Origin of the sequence: [Flexibacter] sp. ATCC 35103, from assembly GCF_001975985.1 — a bacterium.
In the GTDB taxonomy this organism is placed as follows: Bacteria; Bacteroidota; Bacteroidia; order Flavobacteriales; family Flavobacteriaceae; genus Flavobacterium.
On record NZ_MTQF01000005.1, the window covers coordinates 198609 to 222493 of the forward strand.

Below are 23885 nucleotides of genomic sequence, written 5' to 3' on the forward strand. Positions count from 1 at the left end.
GGCAGTTTTCAGTACAAGGACAAAAAAATGAGTTTAATTTAAATTTTCTAAAGAAACTTCACTCATTTTTTTACGATGCTCAAACATGCTCATAAATAAAAAAGTACTCATTTTTCTGGCGCGACGTTTTATGGTATCGGCATTTTCACCTTCAAAATGTTCATCTATGGTTTGAAACCAATGATTGAGCCATATTCCAAATACTTCGGCTGTTATAATATTTTTAAAATGCGCATCAACTTCATTGTGCACAACATGCGGATTGCCTTTGTATTTTTTTACCGCAAACAAATTAGTTTCCCAAAAATCAGTCAGCTTTTCCAGATGGGTGTCCCAATCTTTAATCATCGTATTAAAATAAAAGCCGATCTCTTCATCGGCTCTTATTTTAGCATAAAACTGATGAACTAAAAAAGTAATATCAGCTCTGTTTTCTATTTGTTTTCTCATAATATAAAACTGTTCAGAAATATAAATAAAATACTTAATAAAGCGCTTAAAATAATAAGGTTAAAAACCACTTTATGTTTCATTTGTGCAAGGATAGAAGTGTTGGCAAAAACACAAGCCAGAACAATAATTGCTAACTGAATCATTTGTGCAATAGAGGTTCCGTGAGAAAGAATATACATTGCAGCTGCGCCGCCTAAACAGCTTTGACCAATTACAGCCATTGCTGCAGAACCCATATAATTTTTATTGAAATTTTCGAATGTTGTTTGATAAAGTGTCATAATATTTGTTTTTAGAATAACAAAGGTACAAGCACTTTAGAGCTCTATTTTATGATTAAAATCATAAAACAAGAACTTTTTTATCGGTATACTTTTCTGTTTATAATCTTCAAAATGCCCTTTTTTTCTAAAGCTTTTATCGTTCTGATAACTGTTTCTACACGTAAACCGGTTAAATCTCCAATTTGTTGTCTTGTAAAATTAATGAGGTATCCGTTGTCATCTTTCTTAAAATTAAAATAAGCAATTCCGTGATCCATTAATTTCAAAACGCGATGTTCCGGTTCTTGCGTAGACATCTCTGCCGCCATAACTGATTTGTAATACAATCGCTGCGCTAAATTCTCGATTATTTTAATACTGACAGCTGGATTTTCTTCCAGTAATTTCATAAAATTATTTTTAGCCAGTAAAAGAATTTCAGAGTCATCGACAGCAATTGCATTAGCAGGATAATTTTGATTTAGAAATAAAGGCGGCTCTCCAAAAGATTGACCTTTATAGAAGATACCCTGAATGAATTCGCGGCCATCATCATTATAATTACTCATTTTTACTTCACCGGAAATAATTTGGTAGTAATGTGCCGGTAAATTTCCTTCTTCGAAAATAATTTCATTTTTGTCGAAAGATTTTTTCAGAGCACCATATTTTTGCAGCAAATCAACTGTAATCATAATTCTGTTTTAGCTATATCACAAATATAATTCATTCAATATAGTTCTTCTACATTAAAAAACTTTTACTTTTACGCCCGTTATGAGACAAAAAATACCCAATATACACGAACAAATTCTGGAAGCTAAAGGCAACGGTCAAAAATTACTAGCAATACTTTTAGATCCTGATAAAATTGTTTGGGAAAATTTAGATCATTTATTGCTTAAAATAAGTCAATCTCCTGCAACACATGTTTTTGTGGGAGGAAGTATTGTAGAATCTACAATCTTAGAAGAATTAGTTGCCGCATTAAAACAAAAAACAAATTTGCCTGTTGTAATATTTCCCGGCAATCCGTCACAAATTTCACCTCAGGCTGATGCTATTTTATTTTTATCATTATTATCCGGACGAAATCCGGATTACTTAATAGAATATCAGGTTCAGGCAGCACCTATTCTAAAAAAAACAAATCTTGAGGTAATCTCTACCGGTTATATCTTGATCGAAAGCGGTAATGAAACTGCCGTAGCCCGTGTAAGCAAAACAAAACCTTTAAACAGGGAAAATTTTGGTTTGGTTTTGGCCACTGCACAAGCCGGAGAAATGTTAGGTAATAAATTAATTTATTTAGAAGCGGGAAGCGGAGCCCAAAAAACAGTACCACTGGAAATGATAGGGTTAATTGCTCAAAATGTTAATATTCCTATCATTGTTGGAGGAGGAATTGTAGATTTGCACGGAATACAAAATGCCTATAATGCTGGCGCAGATCTGGTTGTTATAGGAACTGCTTTTGAAAACGACAGCCATTTCTTTGAATCATAAATAGAAACAACCCAAAACAACCCGTCTAATGATAGATTTTTTTCTGGAAAGTTACAAAAATGCTCCTTTATGGCATATTGCTTTAGAGTTTATGGTTTTTGTTTGTGGGATATTAAGCGTTTGGTTTGCTAAAAAAGAAAATATCTGGGTATATCCAACAGGGCTAATCGCAACTTTAATCTCTGTATATTTATTATATGTAGCCGGTTATATTGGAGATATGATTATTAACGGGTATTTCTCTATAATGAGTATATATGGCTGGTATGTTTGGGCAAAAGGAGGAACTGTAGAAGATAATTTACCTATTACGAGAACGAATACTAACGAAAAAATAATTGGAGTTATACTATTTTTTGTAACCATTTTTGTAGTTTTCGGAATTTATAAATATTTTGATTACGAGATCAAAAATGACAATTATGTCGATATGATTTCTTCAGGAATATTTTTTGCAGGAATGTGGTATATGGCCCGGAAAAAGATCGAAAACTGGACACTTTGGATCATTGGCGATATTATTGTAGTGCCTCTTTATGCGTATCGCGGCTTGGGAATGTTGTCACTTCAGTATTTAATTTTTACAATTTTGGCTATTTCAGCTTATTTAGAATGGAGAAAAATCTTAGACAGCAAAAAACAGCTATCATAAAAATTGCTTTATTTGGTCCTGAAAGTACAGGTAAAACCACATTGGCAAAACAACTTGCGGAATATTATGAAACCGAATGGGTTCCTGAATTCGCACGCGATTATTTGCAGAAAAAGTGGGAAGAAAATCAACATATTTGTGTTGCAGATGATATGTTGCCTATCGCTTACGGACAAGTGGCTTTAGAAAACAAAAAACTTTCATCAGCAAAAAAATATTTGTTTTCGGATACGAACTTAATGGTTACCAAAGTTTTTTCTGAGATGTATTATGGTTTCTCTGATCCGCTTTTAAACGAAGCAGCATTAGAACATGAATACGATTTGTTTTTTCTTACAGATATAGATGTGCCTTGGGAAAGAGATGATATCAGAGATACTCCTGATGGCAGGGAAACTGTGTTTTCGGTTTTTAGACAAACTTTAATTGATGCTAAAAAACCTTTTATAACGCTTTCCGGTAATAAGGAAAGCCGTTTGGCAAAAGCGATTTCGATTATTGATAATTTATCGATTGCAAAACAGCATGGTATTTCATCAGCAGATTTTGTTCAGATTTATGATCATGGAATCTCTTTTGATAAAATTTTGAAACAGTTAGAAGTTTTTAAAAATGGAATTCTAAAAAGCAACCTGGTTAGCCCGGCTACTATTAATCACGGTATTTTAAGTTTATCAGAAGATGAATTTGAAGAAAAGGCTCGTTTTTTTGATCTTCAGAAAGAGAAATTTAAACTAAAGAAATTTGTTCCCGCTTCAGGTGCAGCAAGTAGAATGTTTAAGTTTTTAAGCGCTTTTTTAAATGATTTTGATCTTCAAACAGAAACTATAAATGCTTATATCAATAGAAAAAAAGACAGCAATTTGTCTATTTTTATTGTTGCAATGGATAAATTTCCTTTTTTTGAAGCTTTAGATAATAAGCTTAGAGAGATTTATCCAGACTTTGAAACTTTAGACAGGGATTATAAAAACTATTATTTTATAAAAACATTACTGGCTTCAGATTATTTTGATTTTGCAAATAAGCCAAAAGCAGTTTTGCCATTTCATCAATATAAAACTCACATCGCAAATCCTATAGAAGAGCATTTGAACGAATGTGTGCATTATGCGACAGCAAATAAAATATCAAATTTGCATTTTACTGTTTCTGAAATACATCAGAATTTATTTGAAAATGAAGTTGAGGTTCTTAAAGGAAAAGTCGAGGACGTATCCGGAGTTAAAATAGATATTGGTTATTCTTACCAGCATAAAAGCACAGATTCTATTTGTGTAGATGCGAGAAATATTCCTGTCAGGGATAATAATAATGAGTTGGTTTTTAGACCTGGCGGACATGGAGCGCTTATCGAAAATTTAAATAAACTTGATTCAGATATTATTTTTATAAAAAACATCGATAACGTAATTCAAAATCATATTGATAAAATTTCATTGTATAAAAAAGCTTTAGCAGGTGTTTTAATTGAAGTGCAGCAAAAAGTTTTTGGATATCTAAATGCAATCGAAAAGCAAGAGATACAAGAGAAAGATATAGAAGAAATTGTTGCATTTTTATTACAGAAGCTAAATGTTGAATTAAATAGTGATTTTAATAAATTTACTTTTGAAAATAAGATCAGTAAAATCAAAGATTTACTAGACAGACCAATTCGGGTTTGCGGAATGGTAAAAAATGAAGGAGAACCTGGAGGAGGACCATTTTGGGTAATGAATAACAGAGGATCTGTTTCTTTACAAATAGTAGAAACTTCGCAAGTAGATCTTGCAAATAAAAAACAACAGCAAATCCTTACCGAAGCAACTCATTTTAATCCGGTTGATTTAATTTGCGGAATCAGAAACTATAAAAACGAAAAATTTGATTTATTAAAATTTGTAGATCACAAAGCGGGTTTTATTGTAGAGAAAAGTGTTGAAGGAAAAATTGTTAAAAGCTACGAATTGCCAGGATTATGGAATGGTGCAATGGCAAATTGGCTAACTATTTTTGTTGCAGTTCCTTTAATTACCTTCAATCCTGTAAAAACGGTAAATGATTTATTAAAACCTGCTCATCAGCCTCAATAATGGATATAGAAAAAATCATATCAGAGTTAAGTTTTAAAGCGGTAAGAAGTAGTGGCGCAGGCGGACAAAACGTGAATAAAGTATCTTCAAAAGTAGTGCTGACTTTTGATACAAATGCTTCTCAAGGACTATCTGAAGAAGAAAAATTGCTTCTTCAAACTAATATTGCATCACGTTTAACATCAGAAAATATCCTTATTTTAAATTGTGATGAAGACAGAAGTCAGCTTAAAAACAAAGATATTGTCATTAAACGTTTTTTAGAAATCATCAAAAAAGGATTGTTTGTTCCTAAAATTCGTAAGGCAACGAAAATTCCAAAATCGGTAATTAAAAAGCGAATCAAAGACAAAAAGAATATCTCTGAAATCAAACAATCCCGCAGAAAACCAAATTTAGATTAAGGAACATTTTTTGATTTTAATTAAATCAAAAATCTAATTGCCAAAGCATCTAAATATCTAAAAATCTTTCCTAAATTTGCCCTGTCTCAAAGGGGTGCTCTAAATAACGAGCTGAGATCATACCCAAAGAACCTGAGCGAGTAATGTCGCTAAGGGAAAAACGACAATTTTAGCGTGCACACTATATTTTGTCGTGAAACATTTATTAATATTTAACAAAAGAATAATTCCCCCTTTTATTCGTAATTTTTTTACGGATGAAAACATTTTTTGAAGGTACTTTAAAAGGTACAAAGGCACAAAGTAGCAAAGGCTCAAAGCTGACTCAAAAGTCTATTTTCTTTCTTCTATTTTCTATTTTCTATTCTCTTTCCTCCATTTCACAAGAACAGGATTCTACAAAAGTCAACAAGCTTGATGATGTATTGGTTTCCGCAGTTCGTGTCACCACAAAAACACCTGTTAGCTTTAGTAATCTGGATAAAAAGGATATTAAATATAGAAATCTGGGACAGGATATTCCAATTCTTATGAACTATTTGCCATCAGTTGTTACAACATCAGATGCAGGAAATGGTTTTGGATATACAGGAATCAGAGTTCGTGGTAGCGATGCAACGAGAGTAAATGTTACCATAAACGGAATTCCGTACAATGATGCTGAGAGCCAGGGAACATTTTGGGTAAATATGCCTGATTTTGCTTCTTCTGTAGAGAGTCTGCAGTTACAAAGAGGAGTAGGAACGTCGACTAATGGTTCTTCTGCTTTTGGAGCTAGTTTAAACATGCTGACAGATAATTATGCCACTAAAGCTACCGGAGAAGTTTCAAGCTCTTACGGAAGTTTTAATTCGAATAAGAATACCGTGAAATTTAGTACCGGTTTATTAAATGATCATTTTGAACTTGCCGGGCGTTTGTCTACACTTAAATCCGATGGTTATATAGACAGGGGAAGTTCTGACCTGAAATCATATTTCCTGCAAGGGACTTACGTAGGTAAAACAACTTTGATAAAGGCGCTGGTTTTTGGCGGAACGGAGAAAACATATCAATCCTGGAACGGAATTGATGCTGAAACACTCGTTAACAACAGAACTTACAATTCAGCAGGACAATATACTGATGAAGCCGGAAATATTCGTTATTATAATAATGAGACCGATAATTACAAACAAGATCATTATCAGTTACACTGGAGTGAATCATTTTCTGATAAATGGAGCAGCAATTTAGCAATTCATTATACTAAAGGAAAAGGATATTACGAAAATTATAAAGAAGATGCTGATATGGCTGATTATAATTTGCAGCCGGTTGGCACAATAACCACAACCGATTTAGTGCGTCAGAAATGGTTGGATAATGATTTTTACGGAACTACTTTTTCAGTAAAATATAAAGAAGAAAAACTGGACGTTATCTTAGGCGGTGGCTGGAATAAATATGAAGGTGATCATTTTGGAAAAGTAATCTGGGCCAGATATGCTTCTCAATCAGAACCCGGAGATCATTATTATGATGACTCATCGACTAAAACAGATGGAAATATTTTTGCAAAAGCCAATTATCAGTTTACTGAAAAGTTGAGTTTTTACGGTGATTTGCAATATAGAAACGTAAAGTATAAAGCCAATAGTAATGAAACAGGATTAGTAGATGATAATTTTAATTTCTTTAATCCTAAAGCAGGTTTAAACTATGAAATCAATGGCAGGAATACACTTTATTTTTCTTATGCCAGAGCCAATCGTGAACCTAACAGAACGGATTATGAAGGCGGAAATGTGAAACCGGAAAAATTAAATGATTTTGAATTAGGATGGAGATTTAATTCTGAGAAGTTTCAATTGAATTCGAATGTATACTATATGGCATACAAAGACCAGTTAATCTTAACCGGAAGACTTGATGATGTTGGTGCTCCAATTCGTGCAAATACTGAAAAAAGTTATCGCTTGGGATTTGAAGTAGATGCTACAATTAAACTTTCAGAGAAATTTATCCTTAGACCAAACTTTACATTAAGCAGCAATAAAAATCTTGATTTAGCAGTTGAAGGAGAGTATTACGGAACAACAAATATTGCATATTCACCAAATGTGATTGCAGGGAATATTATTGTGTATAGTCCTATTCAGAGTTTACATATTTCTTTATTACAGAAATATGTGGGAGAACAATATATGAACAATATAGAATTACCGGCAGCAAAATTGGCAGATTATTTTGTAAATGATTTGAATGTTTCATACGAAATAAAACCAAAATCAATCTTTAAATCAATTATGATAACAGGATTGGTAAATAATGTTTTAGACAAAAAGTATGTTTCAAACGGATATATGTATGATGTTTATCCGTACTATTATCCTCAGGCCGGAATAAATTTTCTGGCAGGATTAACCCTGAAATTCTAAAATATTTAAAAATTAAAAAAGCCTGAAAATATAAACTTTCAGGCTTTTTTAATTTTAATTATATACGTGAATTACCGTTCCTATAACTTCAACCCTATATTGTTTTAATGGATATTCTTTTCCGCCAAGTCCCGTAAACAAACTATATTCTGATTTATCGCACGAGCAAACTGCATTTATACCGTCAAGTGTCATAGCTGTACACGAGGTTAGGGCGTGATTAGGACATGCAGCATCAAATGCATTATAGCCACTTCCGGCATTAAAAATAATAACTCCTTTTGCACCATAATTTGGAACAATAATGCCGTTGCTTACAAATTTAAGATTTGAATAGGCAGGCAAATTCATATCAACTGATAAGTTGACAGAGTAGCTTGGTATGTTAGGATTTTTATTGCTGACGCTATTGTCACTGCAAGAAAAAAGTATAGAAACAAATACGATTAAGAGCCAGAATTTTTTCATTATTTTAATAAGAATTAGTGAAACAAAAATAATTTATTTAGATTTGATTTTTATATGATTAACATATAATTATGTACTATTAAAAATAATAGTATATTTGTAATACAAAATCCCGTTCCGATGGGATTTTTTGTATTTATATAAACGACGAAGTTATGAGTAAAGTATCTTATTATACCGCAGAAGGATTAAAAAAATTAAAAGATGAGTTGGAGCATTTAAAAAGTGTAATGCGTCCAAAGGCATCTCAAGATATAGCAGAAGCAAGAGACAAAGGTGATTTATCTGAAAACGCCGAATATGATGCAGCAAAAGAGGCACAAGGATTATTGGAAATGAGAATTGCCAAACTTGAAGAAGTGTACTCTAATGCAAGATTAATAGACGAATCACAACTGGATGTTTCAAAAGCATTGGTGCTTTCTAATGTAAAAATTAAGAACCAAGGTAATGGAATGGAAATGAAATATACGCTTGTTGCTGAAAGTGAAGCTGATTTGAAAACGGGTAAAATATCCGTAACATCTCCTATTGGAAAAGGTTTACTAGGAAAATCTGTTGGAGAAGTAGCCGAAATTACTGTTCCAAATGGAGTTTTGAAATTTGAAATTCTTGAAATTACAAGAGACTAAGTCCTTGCGAGGAACGAAGCAATCTCACTATTAAGATTTTAATCGTTTAACCGATTTAACGAATAAACAAATAACCGAACAAACAATGTCATCAATATTTACCAAAATAGTAAACGGAGAAATTCCTGCATATAAAATTGCTGAAGACGATAATTATTTGGCTTTTTTAGATGTAAACCCAAATGCTAAAGGGCACACACTTTGTATTCCGAAACAGGAAATCGATAAGATTTTTGATATGGATGATGAACTGTATTTGGGATTAATGAAGTTTTCTAAAAAAATCGCAATTGCTTTAGAAAAAACTGTTCCTTGCAAAAGAGTAGGTATTGCAGTTGTAGGATTAGAAGTTCCTCATGCACACGTTCATTTGATTCCGTTAAACGAGATGGATGAAATGCGTTTCCATAATAAAGTGTCACTTTCGAAAGAAGAATTTGAAGCTTTAGCTAAAAGTATTCAGGCAAATTTGTAGCTTAATAATAATTGTTTTGACGGATGTCAGGCTGAGCGAAGTCGAAGCCAAGTCCTGATTGAACATAAAGGGTTTTGACTTCGCTCAACCTCACAAAGCGTTCAGAAATAAAAAAGTATATAAAGTGTAGTAAAGTAAATTTTGCTACACTTTTTTATTTAGAGAAATCTGAAAAGTAGTTCCTTTTCCAATTTCAGAATGAAGGACCTTTATTTTTCCACTATGATATTCTTCAACAATACGTTTAGTTAAAGAAAGTCCCAGTCCCCAACCACGTTTTTTTGTGGTAAATCCCGGTTCGAATATCGTTTTGAATTGTTTTTTAGAAATTCCTGTTCCGGAATCTTTTACATTTATTTTTACATGATGAACATCTTGTTCAATCTGAAGATCAAGAAATCCTTTACCTTTCATGGCATCAATTGCATTTTTTATTAAATTTTCAATTGTCCAGCTGTGTAATGTTGGGTTTATCATAGCCAGAATAGGTTCTTTTGGGGCATGATATGAAAAAGCAACCTGCTTAGAAAAACGGGATTGTAAATACTCATAAGTATGTAAAGTTGTTGCAACAATATCGAGTTCTTCTAAAACCGGAACAGATCCAATTTTAGAAAAACGATCTGTAATCGTTTGCAATCTTTCAATGTCTTTTTCTATTTCTATAGTTATTGACGGATCAATCTCTTCTGTTTTTAATATTTCGACCCAACCAATTAATGAAGATAAAGGAGTACCAATTTGATGTGCTGTCTCTTTTGCCATTCCTGCCCAAAGTTTATTTTGAGTAGCCATTTTTGTACTTCTGTAAAAATTATAAATTAAAGCAGCAAATAAAAAGATAATCAACAATAAGGCAACGGGATAATATTTGAGTTTATTAAGTAACGCAGAGTTTCCATAATATACTTCCTGATGTTTTCCGGGAGCATATTCGATAATAATAGGCTCATTTTCGTTTTTTAAATTATTAAGATATGACATTGATTTCTTCTTGTCTGCCAGAACCTCTTCAGGAACATTTACAGAACTTATCACTTTGTCATACATCGTTAGCATCACCGGAACTGATGTATTATTGTTTAAAATATTAAGCGGTAAATCTAAATCTGTATTTTCATCAGCATTAACCAATGTTTTTTGTGCATTTGCCCAAAGGTTCATTTTTAAGCGCTCTTCATTCTTAAAAATTTGAAAAAACGTATAAGTATTCCACAGAATCAGAGAAATGATTAAAAAGGAAATTGAAATAATAATCCAACGAGTTGTATTTCTACTTTCAGAAAAACGCATAAACTAATTTTTGAGGTATAAATATAACGAAATAAACACATTTAATATTTTGTGGGACTTTAAAAGATTTTTTTGTTTTTAAGTCCTAAACTATTTCTTTGACAAAAACGATTTCTATACTTTTGTACTTGCCGAAATGAGATTCGGTTAAAACGAAAAATTCTATGATTAGCATCGATCCTAAAGAAATTACTACGGCAAAATTACAAGGTTATCTGCAAAGTGCTGTCGGGCCAAGACCTATTGCATTTGCCAGTACAATTAGTGCAAAAGGAATCCCGAATTTGTCTCCATTTAGTTTCTTTAATGTGTTCAGTGCCAATCCGCCAATTTTAGTTTTCTCACCAGCCCGTCGTGTTCGTGACAATACCATAAAGCATACCTTAATCAATGCAGAAGCAACACGTGAAGTAGTGATTAATGTGGTAAATTATGACTTGGTACAACAAACATCATTAGCAAGCACGGAATATGGAGATGGTGTAAACGAATTTATAAAAGCAGGATTAACGCAAATTCCGTCAGATTTTGTAAAACCATATCGTGTAAAAGAGTCGCCCGTTCAGTTTGAGTGCAAAGTCACGCAGATTATTCCGTTAGGAGATCAGGGCGGAGCAGGAAATTTGATTCTTTGCGAAGTCGTTAAAATACATATTCACGAAGATGTTTTAGATGAAGACGGAGCCATTGATCAGCATAAAATTGACCTGGTTTCCAGATTAGGAAGTAATTGGTATTCAAGATCTAATCAAGGACTGTTTGAAGTGCCAAAACCCTTGACAACATTAGGAGTTGGTGTAGATGTTATACCAAATTACATCAAGGAAAGCCCCGTTTTTAACGGAAATGATCTTGGAAAATTAGGTAATATTGAAGCCTTGCCTACAACGGAAGAAGTTAGTATATTTGTGAAAGAAAACTTTTCCGTAAAAGGAGTGCTGAGCTCAGATGATCAGGAAAAAGTGCATTTAGAAGCTAAAAAATACCTGAACAATGATGATATTTCATCAGCATGGAAAGTGCTTTTAGCAAAAAAATAAAGAAAAGAAACAATAATTAATATAGAAGAAGATGGAAGTTACAGGAAAAGTAAAAGTGGTGAACCCAGAGCAACAAGTTAGTGCTGCATTCAAAAAAAGAGAGTTGGTTGTTACCACAGATGAGCAGTATCCACAGCATATTTTGATCGAATTTACGCAAGATAAATGTGATTTATTAAGTAGCTACAAACAAGGTGAGGCAGTAAAAGTTTCTATCAATTTAAGAGGAAGAGAATGGGTTAATCCACAAGGAGAAACCAGATATTTCAATAGTATTCAAGGTTGGAGAATCGAAAGATTGGCACCTGAAGGTCCTGGACAAACTCCTCCAATGCCTGCTGCAGAAGCTTTTGCACCAGCAACTAATTTAAACGAAGACGAACCAGACGATTTACCGTTCTAATAAGTTTAAATCTCAAAAAATAAATTCCAAATTCCAATTCATTTATTTGTAATTGGAATTTGGAATTTTGTTTTTACCGTCAGTTTTTGTCATTTCGATCCCGAAGCTTCGGGAGGAGAAATCACACAAGTAATTTGACAAAGATTGGCTATTTTGATTGCGGAGTTTCTCGTGAAGATTTCAACTTCGTCAAAATGACAATATTGAATACAGATATTTAAGAAATTTAGAATTTTATCTAATAAATGTACTACATAATCAAAGACTTATTTTTTCCTCCAGTTTCAGAGACCGATGAAGAAGGAATTCTTGCTATTGGTGGAGATTTAGATCCGGAAAGATTGAAATTAGCATACAAAAGCGGAATTTTTCCTTGGTTTAATGAAGGAGATCCAATTATTTGGTGGTCCCCGGATCCAAGAATGGTTTTATTTCTGGATGAATTGATTGTGTCTAAAAGTATGCGTAATATCCTGAATAGAAATCAGTTTAAAGTTACTTTTAACCAAAACTTTAGAGATGTAATTTCGAATTGTAAAAACATCACACGTGATGGGCAAAACGGAACCTGGATTTCAAACGAAATGGTTGATGCTTATTGTAAATTGAATGAACAGGGAATTGCAAAATCTATTGAGGTTTGGCAAGATGAGGTTTTGGTTGGAGGTTTATACGGTATCAATTTAGGACATGTTTTTTGCGGAGAAAGTATGTTCTCAAAAGTATCAAATGCATCAAAAGTAGCTTTCATTGCTTTGGTGAATCATTTAAAAAAAGAAAATTACAAGCTTTTGGATTGTCAGGTTTACAACCCACATCTGGAAAGTTTAGGCTGCCGCGAAATTGATCGTGAAGAATTTATGTCTATATTAAAAAACAACAGCAATGAGCGCAATTTATAGTGTAAAAGAAATTTATATCTATCCGATAAAAAGTTTGGCCGGAATTAGTTGTGAGAAAGCCTTAGCAGAAGAAATGGGCTTTGAAAATGACCGAAGATGGATGTTGATTGATGGTGAAAATAAAATGATCACGCAGAGAGAACACCGAATCATGAGTCAGTTTTATCCGCAGATTTCAAATGGAAAAATTTCTATTACTTTTGAAAATCAAAAGCATGAATTTTCTATTGATGAACATTTAGAAGATTCTTTAAAAGTAGATGTTTGGGATGATATAAGTGAAGTTGTTGAGGTAAATCAAGCCACTTCAAAATGGTTTAGTGAGAGCTTGGGATTTGAATGTAAACTTGTTAAAATTATTAGAATTGGAGACCGCAAACATGAAAGTTCTAAATCAAAACAAATCTTCAACGTAAGTTTGGCTGACGGATATCCCTATTTATTAGTGGGAACTGAAAGTTTAGATTTTCTAAATGAAAAATTAGAAGATAAAATTACTGTTTTGAGATTTCGTCCCAATATTGTTATAAGTAGCCAAACTCCTCATGAAGAAGATGATTTTACGACTTTTAAGATTGGGGAAGTACAATTTAAAAATATCAAGCCTTGTGGAAGATGTATTATGGTAAATAATGATCCTCAAAACGGAAAATTAAAAAAAGAACCTTTAAAAACTTTAAGTAAATATCGAGTAGTAGATAATTCTGTTTTATTTGGGACCAATCTTGTGAGTTTAAACTCGGGAATTATTACAGTTGGAGACGAGATTGTTTTCTAAAAATTTAGTTTTGTAAAACTCCAATCCAGCATATTAAAAAGTACGAGTTCGTTTTTTAAAGTTGGTAATTCTAAAATTAATTTTAGCGTTTCATGTGCCATCATTGTACCAATAATTCCTGGTACACTTCCTAAAACGCCATTCATATTACAATTGGGAACATCTTTTGGATCTGGCATTTCCGGAAATAAATCACGCAAATTTTTACTTCCGTTATGATTAAAAACAGCAATCTGACCTTCAAATCTTAGAATACTTCCATATACTAATGTTTTTTGTAAAGTAACACAAGTATCATTTACTAAATAACGTGTTGTAAAATTATCTGAACCATCTACTATAATATCATATTGTTGAATAATTTGAGATGCATTTTGAATTGTCAGTTTTTCTGAAATTGCGATTACCTCAATTAACGGATTTAGTTTTGAAATTACTTCTTGGGCAACTAGAACTTTTTCCTTTCCAATTTCATTTTCGGTATATAAAATCTGTCGGTGCAAATTGTGAATTTCAATGGTGTCGAAATCCATAATTCCAATAAAACCAACTCCTGCCGTGGCAATATATTGTAGGATTGGACAACCTAAACCTCCGGCGCCAATAACTAACACTTTTGCTTTTTTTAGTTTTTCCTGCCCTTCGTCACCAATTTCAGGTAATATGGTTTGTCTGTTATAGCGAAGGAATTCTTGTATAATGCTCATTTTGCAATTTTAGATTGTTGATTTTATATTGTTAGAGTTTGGAATTTGAATATTGCAATTTTTAAATAAAACTCTTATCCCAATCTTTCCAAACGGGTTCATATCCTGAATTCGTTATAATTTGGGCGATTTCTTTTGCTGAACGTTCGTCACTGATTTCAAATTGTTCTAATGATTGCGGATCAACCACATAACCACCCGGATTTGTTTTAGATCCTGCGCTCATACTCGTAACACCAATTGGGATGATATTGTTTCTGAATTTTTCATTTTCCCGGGTCGAAATTGAGATTTCAAGATCTTCATTCCATAAGCGATACGCACAAATAAGTTGGGTTAAATCTTTATCATCCATAATAAAATTAGGTTCGATAATGCCTTCGGCAGGACGTAATCTGGGGAAAGAAACAGAATATTTAGTTTGCCAATATTTCTTCTGAAGATAATCCAGATGTAAAGCATTAAAAAAACTATCCGTTCGCCAATCTTCCAAACCTAATAAAACGCCCAAACCTATTTTGTGTATTCCAGCTGTTCCAATTCGGTCAGGAGTTTCTAATCGGTAATCAAAATTTGATTTTTTACCTTTTGTATGATACTTTTTATAAACCTCCTGATGGTAGGTTTCCTGATAAACCAGAACAGAATATACGCCAGCTTCATGCAAACGCACATAATCTTCTGTAGAAAGCGGTTGAACTTCAACAGAAATAATCGAAAATTGCTTTCTAATTAAAGCAATCGCATTCAGGAAATAATTAATATTTACGGTATAATTTGCTTCACCTGTAACCAATAAAACATGATCAAAACCCACATTTTTTAAAGCTTCAACTTCAAGTTTAATTTCGGCATCAGAAAGTGTTTTTCGTTTGATTTTATTGTCTAAACTAAAACCACAATAGGTACAAATGTTCTGACATTCGTTGCTTAAATAAAGCGGAGCATACATTTGAATTGTCTTGCCAAAACGTTTTTTAGTAATTTCATGGCATTGCTGCGCCATTTGCTCCAAATAATTTTGTGCAGCAGGAGAAATCAAAACCAAAAAGTCATCAAGATTTCGTTTGGTTTTAGACAAAACACGTTCGACATCTTTTGATGAGGTTTGGTATATTTTAGATTGAATGGAATCCCAGTTATATTGTTCAAAAACTGATTTAAATGTTTTCATTGGATTGTGTTTTAACTGCGAGTTTTTTTACCGCAGAGTACGCTAAGATTTACGCAAAGTTCGCTAAGCTTTGTGTTCTTTATGTTTGTCTAAAAGTTCGCAAAGCTTAGCGAACTTTGCGAAAAAACCTTGTGAACTTTGCGGTTAAATATCATAAAGAAATGATGTCAAAGGACTAGAAGCCACAGCATAATTTTGTTGGTTTGCAATTTTAGCTTCAAAAGCCTTTCTACCCGCAATGACAGCTTCCTTAAAAGCCTCAGCCATTAATTTTGGATTTCCGGCAACGGCAATTGCGGTATTTACTAAAACAGCATCGGCACCAATTTCCATTGCTTTTGCCGCGTCTGATGGAGCGCCAATTCCGGCATCTACAATTACAGGAACGTTACTTTGTTCGATAATAATTTCTAAAAAATCTATTGTTTTAAGACCTTTATTACTGCCAATTGGAGAACCTAAAGGCATAACAGCCGTTGTTCCTGCGCTTTCTAAATGTTTACATAAAACAGGATCTGCATGAATGTAAGGCAGGACAAAAAAGCCAAGTTTAGCCAGTTCTTCGGTTGCTTTTAAAGTTTCGATAGGATCCGGCATTAAGTATTTTGGATCAGGATGAATCTCTAATTTTATCCAATTTGTTTCTAAGGCTTCACGTGCTAATTGAGCAGCAAAAACAGCTTCTTTGGCATTTCTGGCACCCGAAGTATTAGGCAATAAATTGATGTTTGGATGTTTTAAATGCGATAAAATAACATCTGTTTCTGTCTCGAGATCGATACGTTTTAAGGCAACGGTAACCAATTCGCTTTCAGAAGCCAGAATAGCTTCTTCCATTTCAAGGTTCGAACCAAATTTTCCCGTTCCTAAAAACAAACGAGATTTAAAGGTTTTATCTCCAATGTTAAACAATGACGTTTGCATATAACTTTTCGTTTAATTGTTGAATTAATTTTTTCTTTTCGTCGCTTTCCGTGATCATTCCGGAAACGGCAATTCCGTGAATTCCAGTTTCCATTAGCGGACTTATATCTTTTAAATTGATTCCGCCAATGGCATAAACCGGAATTGAAATTTTGTTTTTTTTCATTTTTTGAAGAATCTCAAAATAACCGGATAAACCTAAAATGGGACTTAATTTTTCTTTTGTAGCAGTAAATCTAAAAGGACCTAAACCAATATAATCACAGCCATTTTTTACGTGATTTTCAATGTCTTCAAAAGTATTTGCTGTTCCTCCAATGATTTTTGTGTTTCCCAGAATTGCTCTGGCTTCGGCAATATTCATATCGGTTAAACCTAAATGTACTCCGTCTGCTGCAATTTGTTGAGCGAGATATAGATTGTCGTTTACGATAAAATTAGCGAGATATTCTTCGCATAAAAATTTTACCGCTTCCGCTAAAGCAAAAGTGTCTTTGGCAGTTTGATTTTTGAAACGCATTTGTACCCAATCACATCCGGCATCGAGTGCATGATGAATATTATACAATTGTTCTTCGATTGTTTTTCCCTGTGAGATGTATTGCAATTTATTGTACATAATGATATCCGATTAATGTTGAAGTTGAGCTCAGGTATTTTTCTATGTAGGTTTTGGCATTTTTACAAGCCTCTTTTGGAGTTTGATTCAATGCGAGATTTGCGGCGATTGCTGATGATAAAACACAGCCGGAACCATGTTTTTCAACGCATTTTTTTTCTGAGGGCAATAAATCAATAATTTCATTTTTCAAGAACAAACGATCAGTGCCAATTTCAGCTGAATTATGTCCTCCTTTTAGCAAAATATTAGTTGGCATTTCATTTTGTAACCAAAGTTTTTCTGAAACAAAACCGGGGAATAAAATTTCTATTTCATTATAGTTTGGCGTAATCAATTCGATTTTAGATAGAATGTTATTCAAGTCTAATCGATCTTCAATTTTAATGAACTCAAATTCTGTTGTCGATTTTAAAACCGGATCCCAAACAATTTTGGTAGTTGGAGATAGTAGTTTTATAGTCGAAAGAATTCGGTTTAAATAATGTAAAGAAGGAACGATTCCAATTTTTACTGTACTGATTTTATAATTTTGAAATAAGGTTTCAATAGAACGAATTACAAAATTTACATTTGTCCATTCAATGTCAAAAAACTCATTTTCAGTCTGAATTGTGTTTGCAGTTGTAATTGCAAAACCAGTTACCTGATGTTGTTCAAATGTTTTGATATCAGCCAAAACACCAGCGCCACCAGTTGGGTCAAAGCCCGCTATAGTGAGTGCGAAAGGACGATTTTGTGGCATAATTTGAATTGTTTTATTGGGTTTTTATGATTCCAAATGGTACCTAAAAGCGCTACATTGTCAAAACCGTTTTCAAGTGTTTTTTTGATGTTTTCAGAATTAATTCCGCCCAAAGCGATGACTTTTGTTTTGTTATTAGTTCTTGATTTTAATGCTTCAAAAAGGTTTTCTTTCGGATGATAATCTTCCTTAGAAATACTCGAAAAAACGGGACTTAAAAAAGCGTAATCAAAATTTTCCAATGAATTGAAATCTTCAATTGAATGTGTTGATGTTGAAAATATCTTTTGATCCGGATTAACTAAAAAACTATTCTTTCTGTCCTTTTCTGAAAAATGAATTCTATTAATTCCCGAATCTTCTGCCAATTGATGATGATTGTGTAAAACTAGATTCGACCGATATTCTAATTTTATCTGCTTAATAAATTCCACCATTTCAATCTCAGAAAAAACAGGTTTTCGAATATGAAGTAAAGATAATCCTTCTTCAAATAAAGAATCAATTAAGCTGATTTCATTTGCAATAGCAGAAGGATTTGTAATTACAATCATATTTTGTGAAATGTTATTTGTGAGATGTTAGAAGTGAAATGTTGTTTGTAAAATGTGAAATGACATAATGTTTTACATCTCACATTTTACAGAAAACTTCTCACTATATGTAGATTTCTTTCCCTTGCTCGATAAACTCTTCTGACTTTTCCTGCATGCCTTTTTCGGCTGCTGCAACATCACGAATTTCCTGAGATATTTTCATAGAACAGAATTTTGGTCCGCACATCGAACAGAAATGTGCCACTTTTGCTCCGTCAGCAGGAAGAGTTTCATCATGAAATTCTCTTGCCGTATCAGGATCTAAGGATAAATTAAACTGATCTTCCCAACGGAATTCAAAACGTGCTTTACTTAAGGCATTGTCACGATACTGTGCTCCCGGATGACCTTTGGCTAAATCAGCGGCATGAGCAGATATTTTATAAGTTATAACACCATCTTTGACGTCTTTTTTATTAGGTAAGCCAAGATGTTCTTTTGGCGTTACATAACACAACATTGCGCAGCCATACCAACCAATCATAGCGGCTCCAATTGCTGATGTGATATGGTCGTAACCCGGCGCAATATCAGTTGTTAAAGGACCAAGAGTGTAAAAAGGAGCTTCGCTGCAATGTTCTAATTGTTTGTCCATATTTTCTTTGATCATATGCATTGGCACGTGACCCGGACCTTCAATGAAAACCTGTACATCATGTTTCCAGGCGATTTTTGTTAGCTCACCTAAAGTTTCTAATTCGGCAAATTGAGCGGCGTCATTAGCATCAGCAATTGATCCCGGACGTAAACCATCGCCTAGTGAAAAAGCTACATCATATTGCTTCATGATTTCGCAGATTTCCTCGAAATGTGTGTATAAAAAGTTTTCTTTGTGATGGAATAAACACCATTTTGCCATGATTGATCCACCGCGGGAAACAATTCCGGTAACGCGATCTGCGGTTAAATGAATGTAACGCAATAAAACTCCGGCGTGAATGGTAAAGTATGAAACTCCTTGTTCTGCCTGCTCGATTAAAGTATCGCGGAAAACTTCCCAAGTTAAATCTTCGGCAATTCCTTTTACTTTTTCTAATGCCTGATAAATTGGAACTGTGCCAATTGGAACCGGTGAATTGCGAATAATCCATTCTCTGGTTTCGTGAATATTTTTACCAGTTGATAAATCCATGATAGTATCAGCGCCCCAACGGCAAGCCCAAACTGCTTTTTCAACTTCTTCTTCGATGCTTGAAGTTACAGCACTGTTTCCGATATTGGCATTTATTTTTACCAGAAAGTTGCGCCCAACAATCATTGGTTCGCTCTCAGGATGATTGATGTTGTTTGGAATTATGGCTCTTCCACAAGCTACTTCGCTGCGAACAAATTCAGGAGTTATTTTACTTTTTGGTGTGTTGGCTCCAAAACTATGTCCGGAATGCTGACATTGCATTGCTTTGGTTTGTTCGTTCAAAAGCTCGATTCGCTGATTTTCACGAATGGCAATATATTCCATTTCAGGAGTTATGATACCTTGTTTTGCGTAGTATAATTGCGTTACGTTAGCACCTTTTTTTGCTCTTTTTGGTTGATGCAAATATTCAAATCGAAGATGATTTAGGCTTTCGTCTTTCAATCGGGTTTGTCCATAATCAGACGTAATTTCTTCGAGGACTTCAACATCATTTCGTTCTAATATCCAATTTTCGCGTAAGCGAGGTAATCCTTTTCGAATGTCAATTTCGATATTTGGATCAGTATAAGCTCCGGAAGTGTCGTAAATAGTCACTGGCGGATTTTTCTCAATTCCTCCATTTGAAAGTTTTGTATCGCTTAAAATGACTTCGCGCATAGCGACTTTTATAGGGTGAATTTCTCCGTTTACATATATTTTTTTGGAGTTGGGAAAAGGAGTTCTGGAAATTTGTTCTTCTGTAGTCATAGCTTGTGAATTGTATGTTGTAAAATGTGAGATGTAAAAATGTAATTGTCAATTGTAGAGCGCACTGCAGTGTGTCTTTTTGAAGTGTTGTTTTTGTCTGTTTTTGGAATTTGTTTTTCTGCCAGGGATAGAAGTGGAAAGCCCGTAAAGAAGGAAACCGTAAAAAATAAGGATTAGGAAAGCGACCAACGGAAGCTTTGCTAAGACTATATTTTTTTGGTTGACGACTGCGGACTTGAAACGGATAGCCCGTTTAGGCAGCCATATTATCCACCTTGTGTTGCTGAAATGATTAAAATTTCGTCGGTTTCTTGTACAAGATGTTGGTTCCAATTGAGTTTTGGAACGACAGTATTATTTACGGCAACAGCAATTCCGTTTTGTTTATTGGGAATTTCGAGATCGAGCAATGATTGAACGCTTAGCGATTCAGCATTGAAATGTTTGATTTGTTGGTTGATTTTTAGTTCCATTCCTTTTAAGTTTAGTTAATGTAGAGATGCACAGCAGTGCATCTAAACCTTAGGAATGGCTACAATTGCGCATAAAAATGCGCGCAGAAGTCATCTTACTTTTCCCTACGCTAGTATGAACTAGATCAGGTTCAGAGGGTAAAATCTCAGCCTACAATGTTGTAGACACCCCTAAAGTGTGAAGCAAATATATGTAAAAATTGTTTTGTTGTTTAAAAAAGTTTCAAGTTTCAGTTTTCAGGTTTTTATAAAACTGAAAATTGGCACCGAAAACTGTGACTGATTACTGGGCTCTTTTCCAGCAATCTTCGATATGATCGTTGACCATTCCGGTGGCTTGCATGTGTGCATAAATCACGGTGGAACCTACAAATTTGAATCCTCTTTTCTTTAAATCTTTGCTAATTTCATCTGAAAGTGGAGTAGTAGCCGGAACATCTTTTAAGGATTTTGGATTATTATTGATGGGTTTTCCGTTGGTGAATTTCCAGATATAATCAGAGAAACTTCCAAATTCATCTTGAATTTTCATGAAGGCCTGAGCGTTTGAAACTGCTGATTTTACTTTGAGTTTATTGCGGATGATTCCGGTGTTTTGTAATAATTCTTCAATTTTATCTTCGGAATAATTGGCTATTTTTTTATAATCGAAATGATCGAATGCTGCTCTGAAATTTTCTCTTTTGTTTAAAATTGTAATCCAGCTTAAACCTGCCTGAAAGGTTTCCAGAATTAAAAACTCGAATAAAGTAGGATCGTCATAAACCGGAACGCCCCATTCTTCGTCATGGTATTTTTTGTATAAATCGCTTGCTGAGCACCAGCCGCATCTTATTTGTTCCATTTTTTTATTTCAAATGTATAAAAAAACCTCAAACGTGAGGTTTGAGGTTTAAATAAATAATTGCTTAGAATTATTATTTTCTTTCAAAAAGAGTAATGATAATCATAGAGTTTGTATCATCAATTTTTTCAGTATATTTTACTTTTAAAGAAGATTTATTCAATTCCATAATTTCTACTGTATTTACTTCAGTTTCTCCATCATATGTTGTTGATAAAATCTTATCTTTTAATGTCCAGGTTCCTTTATCAGTTAAAGGTGTACATTTATTGTTTTGAAATTCATATTCAAGCTCAGTAAATTTTCCACCACTTGTATATTCAATATAATCGCTGTCACATTTTCCTTCATTTGGAATATTAACTAATACTTCTTGTCCGTTAACAACGCTTCCCATTTTTATAGGTGCCCATTTTCCTTCAATAGATCCTGAGTTATCATCGTCACTGCTACAAGATACACTTGCTAATCCTAATGTCAATACTGACAAAAATAAAATGCTTAGTTTTTTCATTTTTTTGTTGATTTTATTTGTTAAAAATTCGTTAACAAAAGTAAAATCTTTTTCTCTAAAACCAAAACTTAAGCAGGATTTTTCGTGTTTATTTTTGCTAAAAATTAAAGTATTGAAAATGAGACTTTTTATTTAAGATAAACTATTCCCCAATTTTCCAGTGATATCCTTTTACAGAAGGAATATATGCCGAAGTTCCAATTATAATTAAGTCGTTATAGATCTTTTTATTATATTTTATTCCAATTGTCTTTCCTGAAGTATACATTTTATTGGCTTCGAATTTAATTTTCATTCGGGCATCAGTAAATTTAGCATCAGAAACCTTTTCAATTAACCAAGTTGACTTCCATTTAATGTCGATTTCATCTTCGGCAGTTTTCGTAATACTTTTTATTAGTTTAACGCCTTCTTTTGGAATATTATGATCTTCAATTAATTCTTTTTGTGTTAGCGTTTCCCCTGTTTTACAAATCGAAAGTAATTTTTTGAAATAACTGAATCCTTTTATTTTTTCATTATCTAAGGTTCCTGTTTCAGTACTGTCTTTTGTGATCTTTGTTTCTTCGGTAACGGTTTTATTAGTCTTTAATTTATTTGGCAATATTGTTTTTGCAATAGAATCTTTTATGGACGTTACGGTTTCTACAGTACTTTTTGAGATGTCTTTTATTTTTTCAGAAATAGTTGTGGTAGATTCCAGTAAGTTTTTCCGATCATTTTGATTGCAATTAAAAAGACATAATGAAAGAAGAATTAATAAAATTAAATTTTGATTTTTCATTCGTCAGCGTCTTCTTTTCTTTCTATAGCTTTGTCTTCTTCAAGATATTTTTTAATCAAATGATGTCCTAAATAGATTAAGGGAGTTAATAAAACAGCCACTGAAAGCTTAAAAATATATCCTGTTAAGCCAGAAGATATAAAAGTTTTAAAATCAATTTTTCCGGGTAACCAAAAAGCAATTCCCAACACAATAAAAGAATCAAATAGTTGCGAAATTACAGTTGATCCTGTCGTTCTGAGCCAAATTTTTCTTTCTCCAGTGCGTCTTTTAAAAAACCAGAATATCCAGACATCGATTAATTGAGATGCCATAAAGGCAATCAAACTACCTACGATGATCCACATACTTTGACCAAAAACGGCTTGAAATTGTTCATCATTCACCGGACTAATTCCTTTTGCAGCCGGTATTACGATTGCCATAAATAATATTAAAAAGGCATAGGCAATCAAACATGCAGTTATAAAAGATAATTTTTTTACACCTTTCTCGCCAAAATATTCATTTATTAGATCTGTAGTCAAAAAAACTATTGGCCAGGGCAATATACCAATACTCATTACAAAAGGACCAATTTGAATTAATTTTCCTCCAATAAGTTCAGCCACTACGGCATTTGTTATAAAGATACCTGCTAGAATTACAAAAACAATCTCTTTTCTGGTTTTAAACATGTGATGTGGTAAATGATGTGCCAAATTTAAACTATTTCTCTATAACTTTTAAAGGATAATTTTAAATTAAACGACGGTTTATAGAGAATCTGAAAGTTAAAATTTTCATTCGAATGCTGATTTTTAGTTACATTTGGTACAATAACATATAATATTTTATATTAAATCAAATTAATGAT

28 protein-coding genes and 1 riboswitch are annotated in these 23885 nt (G+C 33.2%); of the genes, 11 read left to right on the top strand and 17 right to left on the bottom strand.

The genetic code is table 11. From position 1 onward, the window contains the following. Positions 1–33 precede the first annotated feature (33 nt). The 3 genes from BXU01_RS11965 to BXU01_RS11975 form a co-directional block, all read right to left on the bottom strand. A complete protein-coding gene (locus BXU01_RS11965) occupies positions 34–450 on the bottom strand; it encodes a group III truncated hemoglobin (protein ID WP_083693425.1) in 417 nt (138 codons plus the stop codon). Then, on the bottom strand, positions 447–734 hold the full coding sequence (locus BXU01_RS11970; RefSeq protein ID WP_083693426.1) for a hypothetical protein: 288 nt from the start codon (positions 732–734) through the stop codon (positions 447–449). Before BXU01_RS11970 ends, BXU01_RS11965 begins: the two co-directional genes overlap by 4 nt. 80 nt (positions 735–814) lie before the next feature. Then, positions 815–1411, bottom strand: coding sequence for a Crp/Fnr family transcriptional regulator (locus tag BXU01_RS11975; RefSeq protein ID WP_083693427.1), 597 nt, complete (start codon positions 1409–1411; stop codon positions 815–817). 82 nt (positions 1412–1493) lie between these two features. Between BXU01_RS11975 and BXU01_RS11980 the strand changes: the two genes are divergently transcribed. The 5 genes from BXU01_RS11980 to BXU01_RS12000 all read left to right on the top strand — a co-directional run bounded on the left by BXU01_RS11980 (position 1494) and on the right by BXU01_RS12000 (position 7773). After that, complete coding sequence (locus BXU01_RS11980; protein WP_083693428.1) at positions 1494–2222, top strand: geranylgeranylglyceryl/heptaprenylglyceryl phosphate synthase; 729 nt, start codon at positions 1494–1496, stop codon at positions 2220–2222. 28 nt (positions 2223–2250) lie between these two features. After that, positions 2251–2874 (top strand): nicotinamide riboside transporter PnuC, encoded by a 624-nt coding sequence (pnuC, locus tag BXU01_RS11985; RefSeq protein ID WP_083693429.1) that lies wholly within the window; start codon positions 2251–2253, stop codon positions 2872–2874. Beyond that, positions 2835–4949, top strand: a complete 2115-nt coding sequence (locus BXU01_RS11990; protein ID WP_083693430.1) for a DUF4301 family protein — start codon at positions 2835–2837, stop codon at positions 4947–4949. Before pnuC ends, BXU01_RS11990 begins: the two co-directional genes overlap by 40 nt. Beyond that, positions 4949–5353, top strand: coding sequence for an alternative ribosome rescue aminoacyl-tRNA hydrolase ArfB (gene arfB / locus BXU01_RS11995; RefSeq protein WP_055096944.1), 405 nt, complete (start codon positions 4949–4951; stop codon positions 5351–5353). The genes BXU01_RS11990 and arfB overlap by 1 nt, the downstream gene beginning before the upstream one ends. Before the next feature lie 257 nt (positions 5354–5610). Further along, positions 5611–7773 carry a TonB-dependent receptor gene (locus BXU01_RS12000; RefSeq protein ID WP_083693431.1) on the top strand — a complete coding sequence of 721 codons (2163 nt, stop codon included), beginning with the start codon at positions 5611–5613 and terminating at the stop codon, positions 7771–7773. Between the two features lie 54 nt (positions 7774–7827). Here the strand turns inward: BXU01_RS12000 and BXU01_RS12005 are convergent, their stop codons facing one another. Beyond that, positions 7828–8241 carry a hypothetical protein gene (locus tag BXU01_RS12005; RefSeq protein WP_083693432.1) on the bottom strand — a complete coding sequence of 138 codons (414 nt, stop codon included), beginning with the start codon at positions 8239–8241 and terminating at the stop codon, positions 7828–7830. A 155-nt stretch (positions 8242–8396) separates the two neighbouring features. Here BXU01_RS12005 and greA point away from each other — a divergent pair, with 155 nt between their 5' ends. Beyond that, on the top strand, positions 8397–8873 hold the full coding sequence (gene greA, locus BXU01_RS12010) for a transcription elongation factor GreA (RefSeq protein ID WP_083693433.1): 477 nt from the start codon (positions 8397–8399) through the stop codon (positions 8871–8873). A gap of 85 nt (positions 8874–8958) precedes the next feature. Next, positions 8959–9348, top strand: a complete 390-nt coding sequence (locus BXU01_RS12015; protein ID WP_083693434.1) for an HIT family protein — start codon at positions 8959–8961, stop codon at positions 9346–9348. A gap of 144 nt (positions 9349–9492) precedes the next feature. On the opposite strand, the gene BXU01_RS12020 is transcribed toward BXU01_RS12015, so the two are convergent. After that, on the bottom strand, positions 9493–10641 hold the full coding sequence (locus BXU01_RS12020) for a HAMP domain-containing sensor histidine kinase (RefSeq protein ID WP_083693435.1): 1149 nt from the start codon (positions 10639–10641) through the stop codon (positions 9493–9495). Between the two features lie 164 nt (positions 10642–10805). On the opposite strand from BXU01_RS12020, the gene BXU01_RS12025 reads away from it, so the two are divergent. The 4 genes from BXU01_RS12025 to BXU01_RS12040 all read left to right on the top strand — a co-directional run bounded on the left by BXU01_RS12025 (position 10806) and on the right by BXU01_RS12040 (position 13764). Then, complete coding sequence (locus tag BXU01_RS12025) at positions 10806–11681, top strand: flavin reductase family protein (protein ID WP_083693436.1); 876 nt, start codon at positions 10806–10808, stop codon at positions 11679–11681. Between the two features lie 31 nt (positions 11682–11712). Continuing rightward, positions 11713–12084 carry a DUF3127 domain-containing protein gene (locus tag BXU01_RS12030; protein ID WP_017497965.1) on the top strand — a complete coding sequence of 124 codons (372 nt, stop codon included), beginning with the start codon at positions 11713–11715 and terminating at the stop codon, positions 12082–12084. 245 nt (positions 12085–12329) lie between these two features. Further along, positions 12330–12986 carry a leucyl/phenylalanyl-tRNA--protein transferase gene (aat, locus tag BXU01_RS12035; protein ID WP_083693437.1) on the top strand — a complete coding sequence of 219 codons (657 nt, stop codon included), beginning with the start codon at positions 12330–12332 and terminating at the stop codon, positions 12984–12986. Next, positions 12970–13764, top strand: coding sequence for an MOSC domain-containing protein (locus tag BXU01_RS12040; RefSeq protein ID WP_083693438.1), 795 nt, complete (start codon positions 12970–12972; stop codon positions 13762–13764). The genes aat and BXU01_RS12040 overlap by 17 nt, the downstream gene beginning before the upstream one ends. Here the strand turns inward: BXU01_RS12040 and BXU01_RS12045 are convergent. From BXU01_RS12045 to BXU01_RS12100, 12 genes are all read right to left on the bottom strand, one after another. Continuing rightward, positions 13761–14471, bottom strand: a complete 711-nt coding sequence (locus BXU01_RS12045; protein WP_083693439.1) for a HesA/MoeB/ThiF family protein — start codon at positions 14469–14471, stop codon at positions 13761–13763. The genes BXU01_RS12040 and BXU01_RS12045 overlap by 4 nt on opposite strands. A gap of 61 nt (positions 14472–14532) precedes the next feature. Continuing rightward, positions 14533–15645 carry a 2-iminoacetate synthase ThiH gene (gene thiH, locus BXU01_RS12050; RefSeq protein WP_083693440.1) on the bottom strand — a complete coding sequence of 371 codons (1113 nt, stop codon included), beginning with the start codon at positions 15643–15645 and terminating at the stop codon, positions 14533–14535. Positions 15646–15789: 144 nt separating this feature from the next. Next, positions 15790–16569 carry a thiazole synthase gene (locus tag BXU01_RS12055; protein WP_083693441.1) on the bottom strand — a complete coding sequence of 260 codons (780 nt, stop codon included), beginning with the start codon at positions 16567–16569 and terminating at the stop codon, positions 15790–15792. Further along, the gene (locus BXU01_RS12060) at positions 16550–17188 is read right to left on the bottom strand and encodes a thiamine phosphate synthase (RefSeq protein ID WP_083693442.1); all 639 of its coding nucleotides are present in this window, start codon (positions 17186–17188) and stop codon (positions 16550–16552) included. The genes BXU01_RS12055 and BXU01_RS12060 overlap by 20 nt, the downstream gene beginning before the upstream one ends. Next, the gene (locus BXU01_RS12065; RefSeq protein ID WP_083693443.1) at positions 17178–17933 is read right to left on the bottom strand and encodes a hydroxymethylpyrimidine/phosphomethylpyrimidine kinase; all 756 of its coding nucleotides are present in this window, start codon (positions 17931–17933) and stop codon (positions 17178–17180) included. The genes BXU01_RS12060 and BXU01_RS12065 overlap by 11 nt, the downstream gene beginning before the upstream one ends. Continuing rightward, positions 17900–18487: a thiamine phosphate synthase gene (locus tag BXU01_RS12070; RefSeq protein WP_083693444.1), complete on the bottom strand. Its 588-nt coding sequence runs from the start codon at positions 18485–18487 to the stop codon at positions 17900–17902. Before BXU01_RS12070 ends, BXU01_RS12065 begins: the two co-directional genes overlap by 34 nt. 103 nt (positions 18488–18590) lie before the next feature. Then, a complete protein-coding gene (thiC, locus tag BXU01_RS12075) occupies positions 18591–20414 on the bottom strand; it encodes a phosphomethylpyrimidine synthase ThiC (RefSeq protein WP_083693445.1) in 1824 nt (607 codons plus the stop codon). A gap of 266 nt (positions 20415–20680) precedes the next feature. Next, positions 20681–20887 (bottom strand): sulfur carrier protein ThiS, encoded by a 207-nt coding sequence (gene thiS, locus BXU01_RS12080; RefSeq protein ID WP_083693446.1) that lies wholly within the window; start codon positions 20885–20887, stop codon positions 20681–20683. An 85-nt stretch (positions 20888–20972) separates the two neighbouring features. Next, positions 20973–21070, bottom strand: a riboswitch (TPP riboswitch). Positions 21071–21170: 100 nt separating this feature from the next. Further along, complete coding sequence (locus BXU01_RS12085) at positions 21171–21731, bottom strand: DNA-3-methyladenine glycosylase I (protein WP_083693447.1); 561 nt, start codon at positions 21729–21731, stop codon at positions 21171–21173. Positions 21732–21804: 73 nt separating this feature from the next. Further along, complete coding sequence (locus tag BXU01_RS12090; protein ID WP_083693448.1) at positions 21805–22245, bottom strand: lipocalin family protein; 441 nt, start codon at positions 22243–22245, stop codon at positions 21805–21807. A 142-nt stretch (positions 22246–22387) separates the two neighbouring features. Beyond that, complete coding sequence (locus BXU01_RS12095; protein ID WP_083693449.1) at positions 22388–23029, bottom strand: hypothetical protein; 642 nt, start codon at positions 23027–23029, stop codon at positions 22388–22390. Further along, on the bottom strand, positions 23026–23706 hold the full coding sequence (locus BXU01_RS12100) for a queuosine precursor transporter (RefSeq protein WP_083693450.1): 681 nt from the start codon (positions 23704–23706) through the stop codon (positions 23026–23028). Before BXU01_RS12100 ends, BXU01_RS12095 begins: the two co-directional genes overlap by 4 nt. Between the last annotated feature and the right edge of the window lie 179 nt (positions 23707–23885).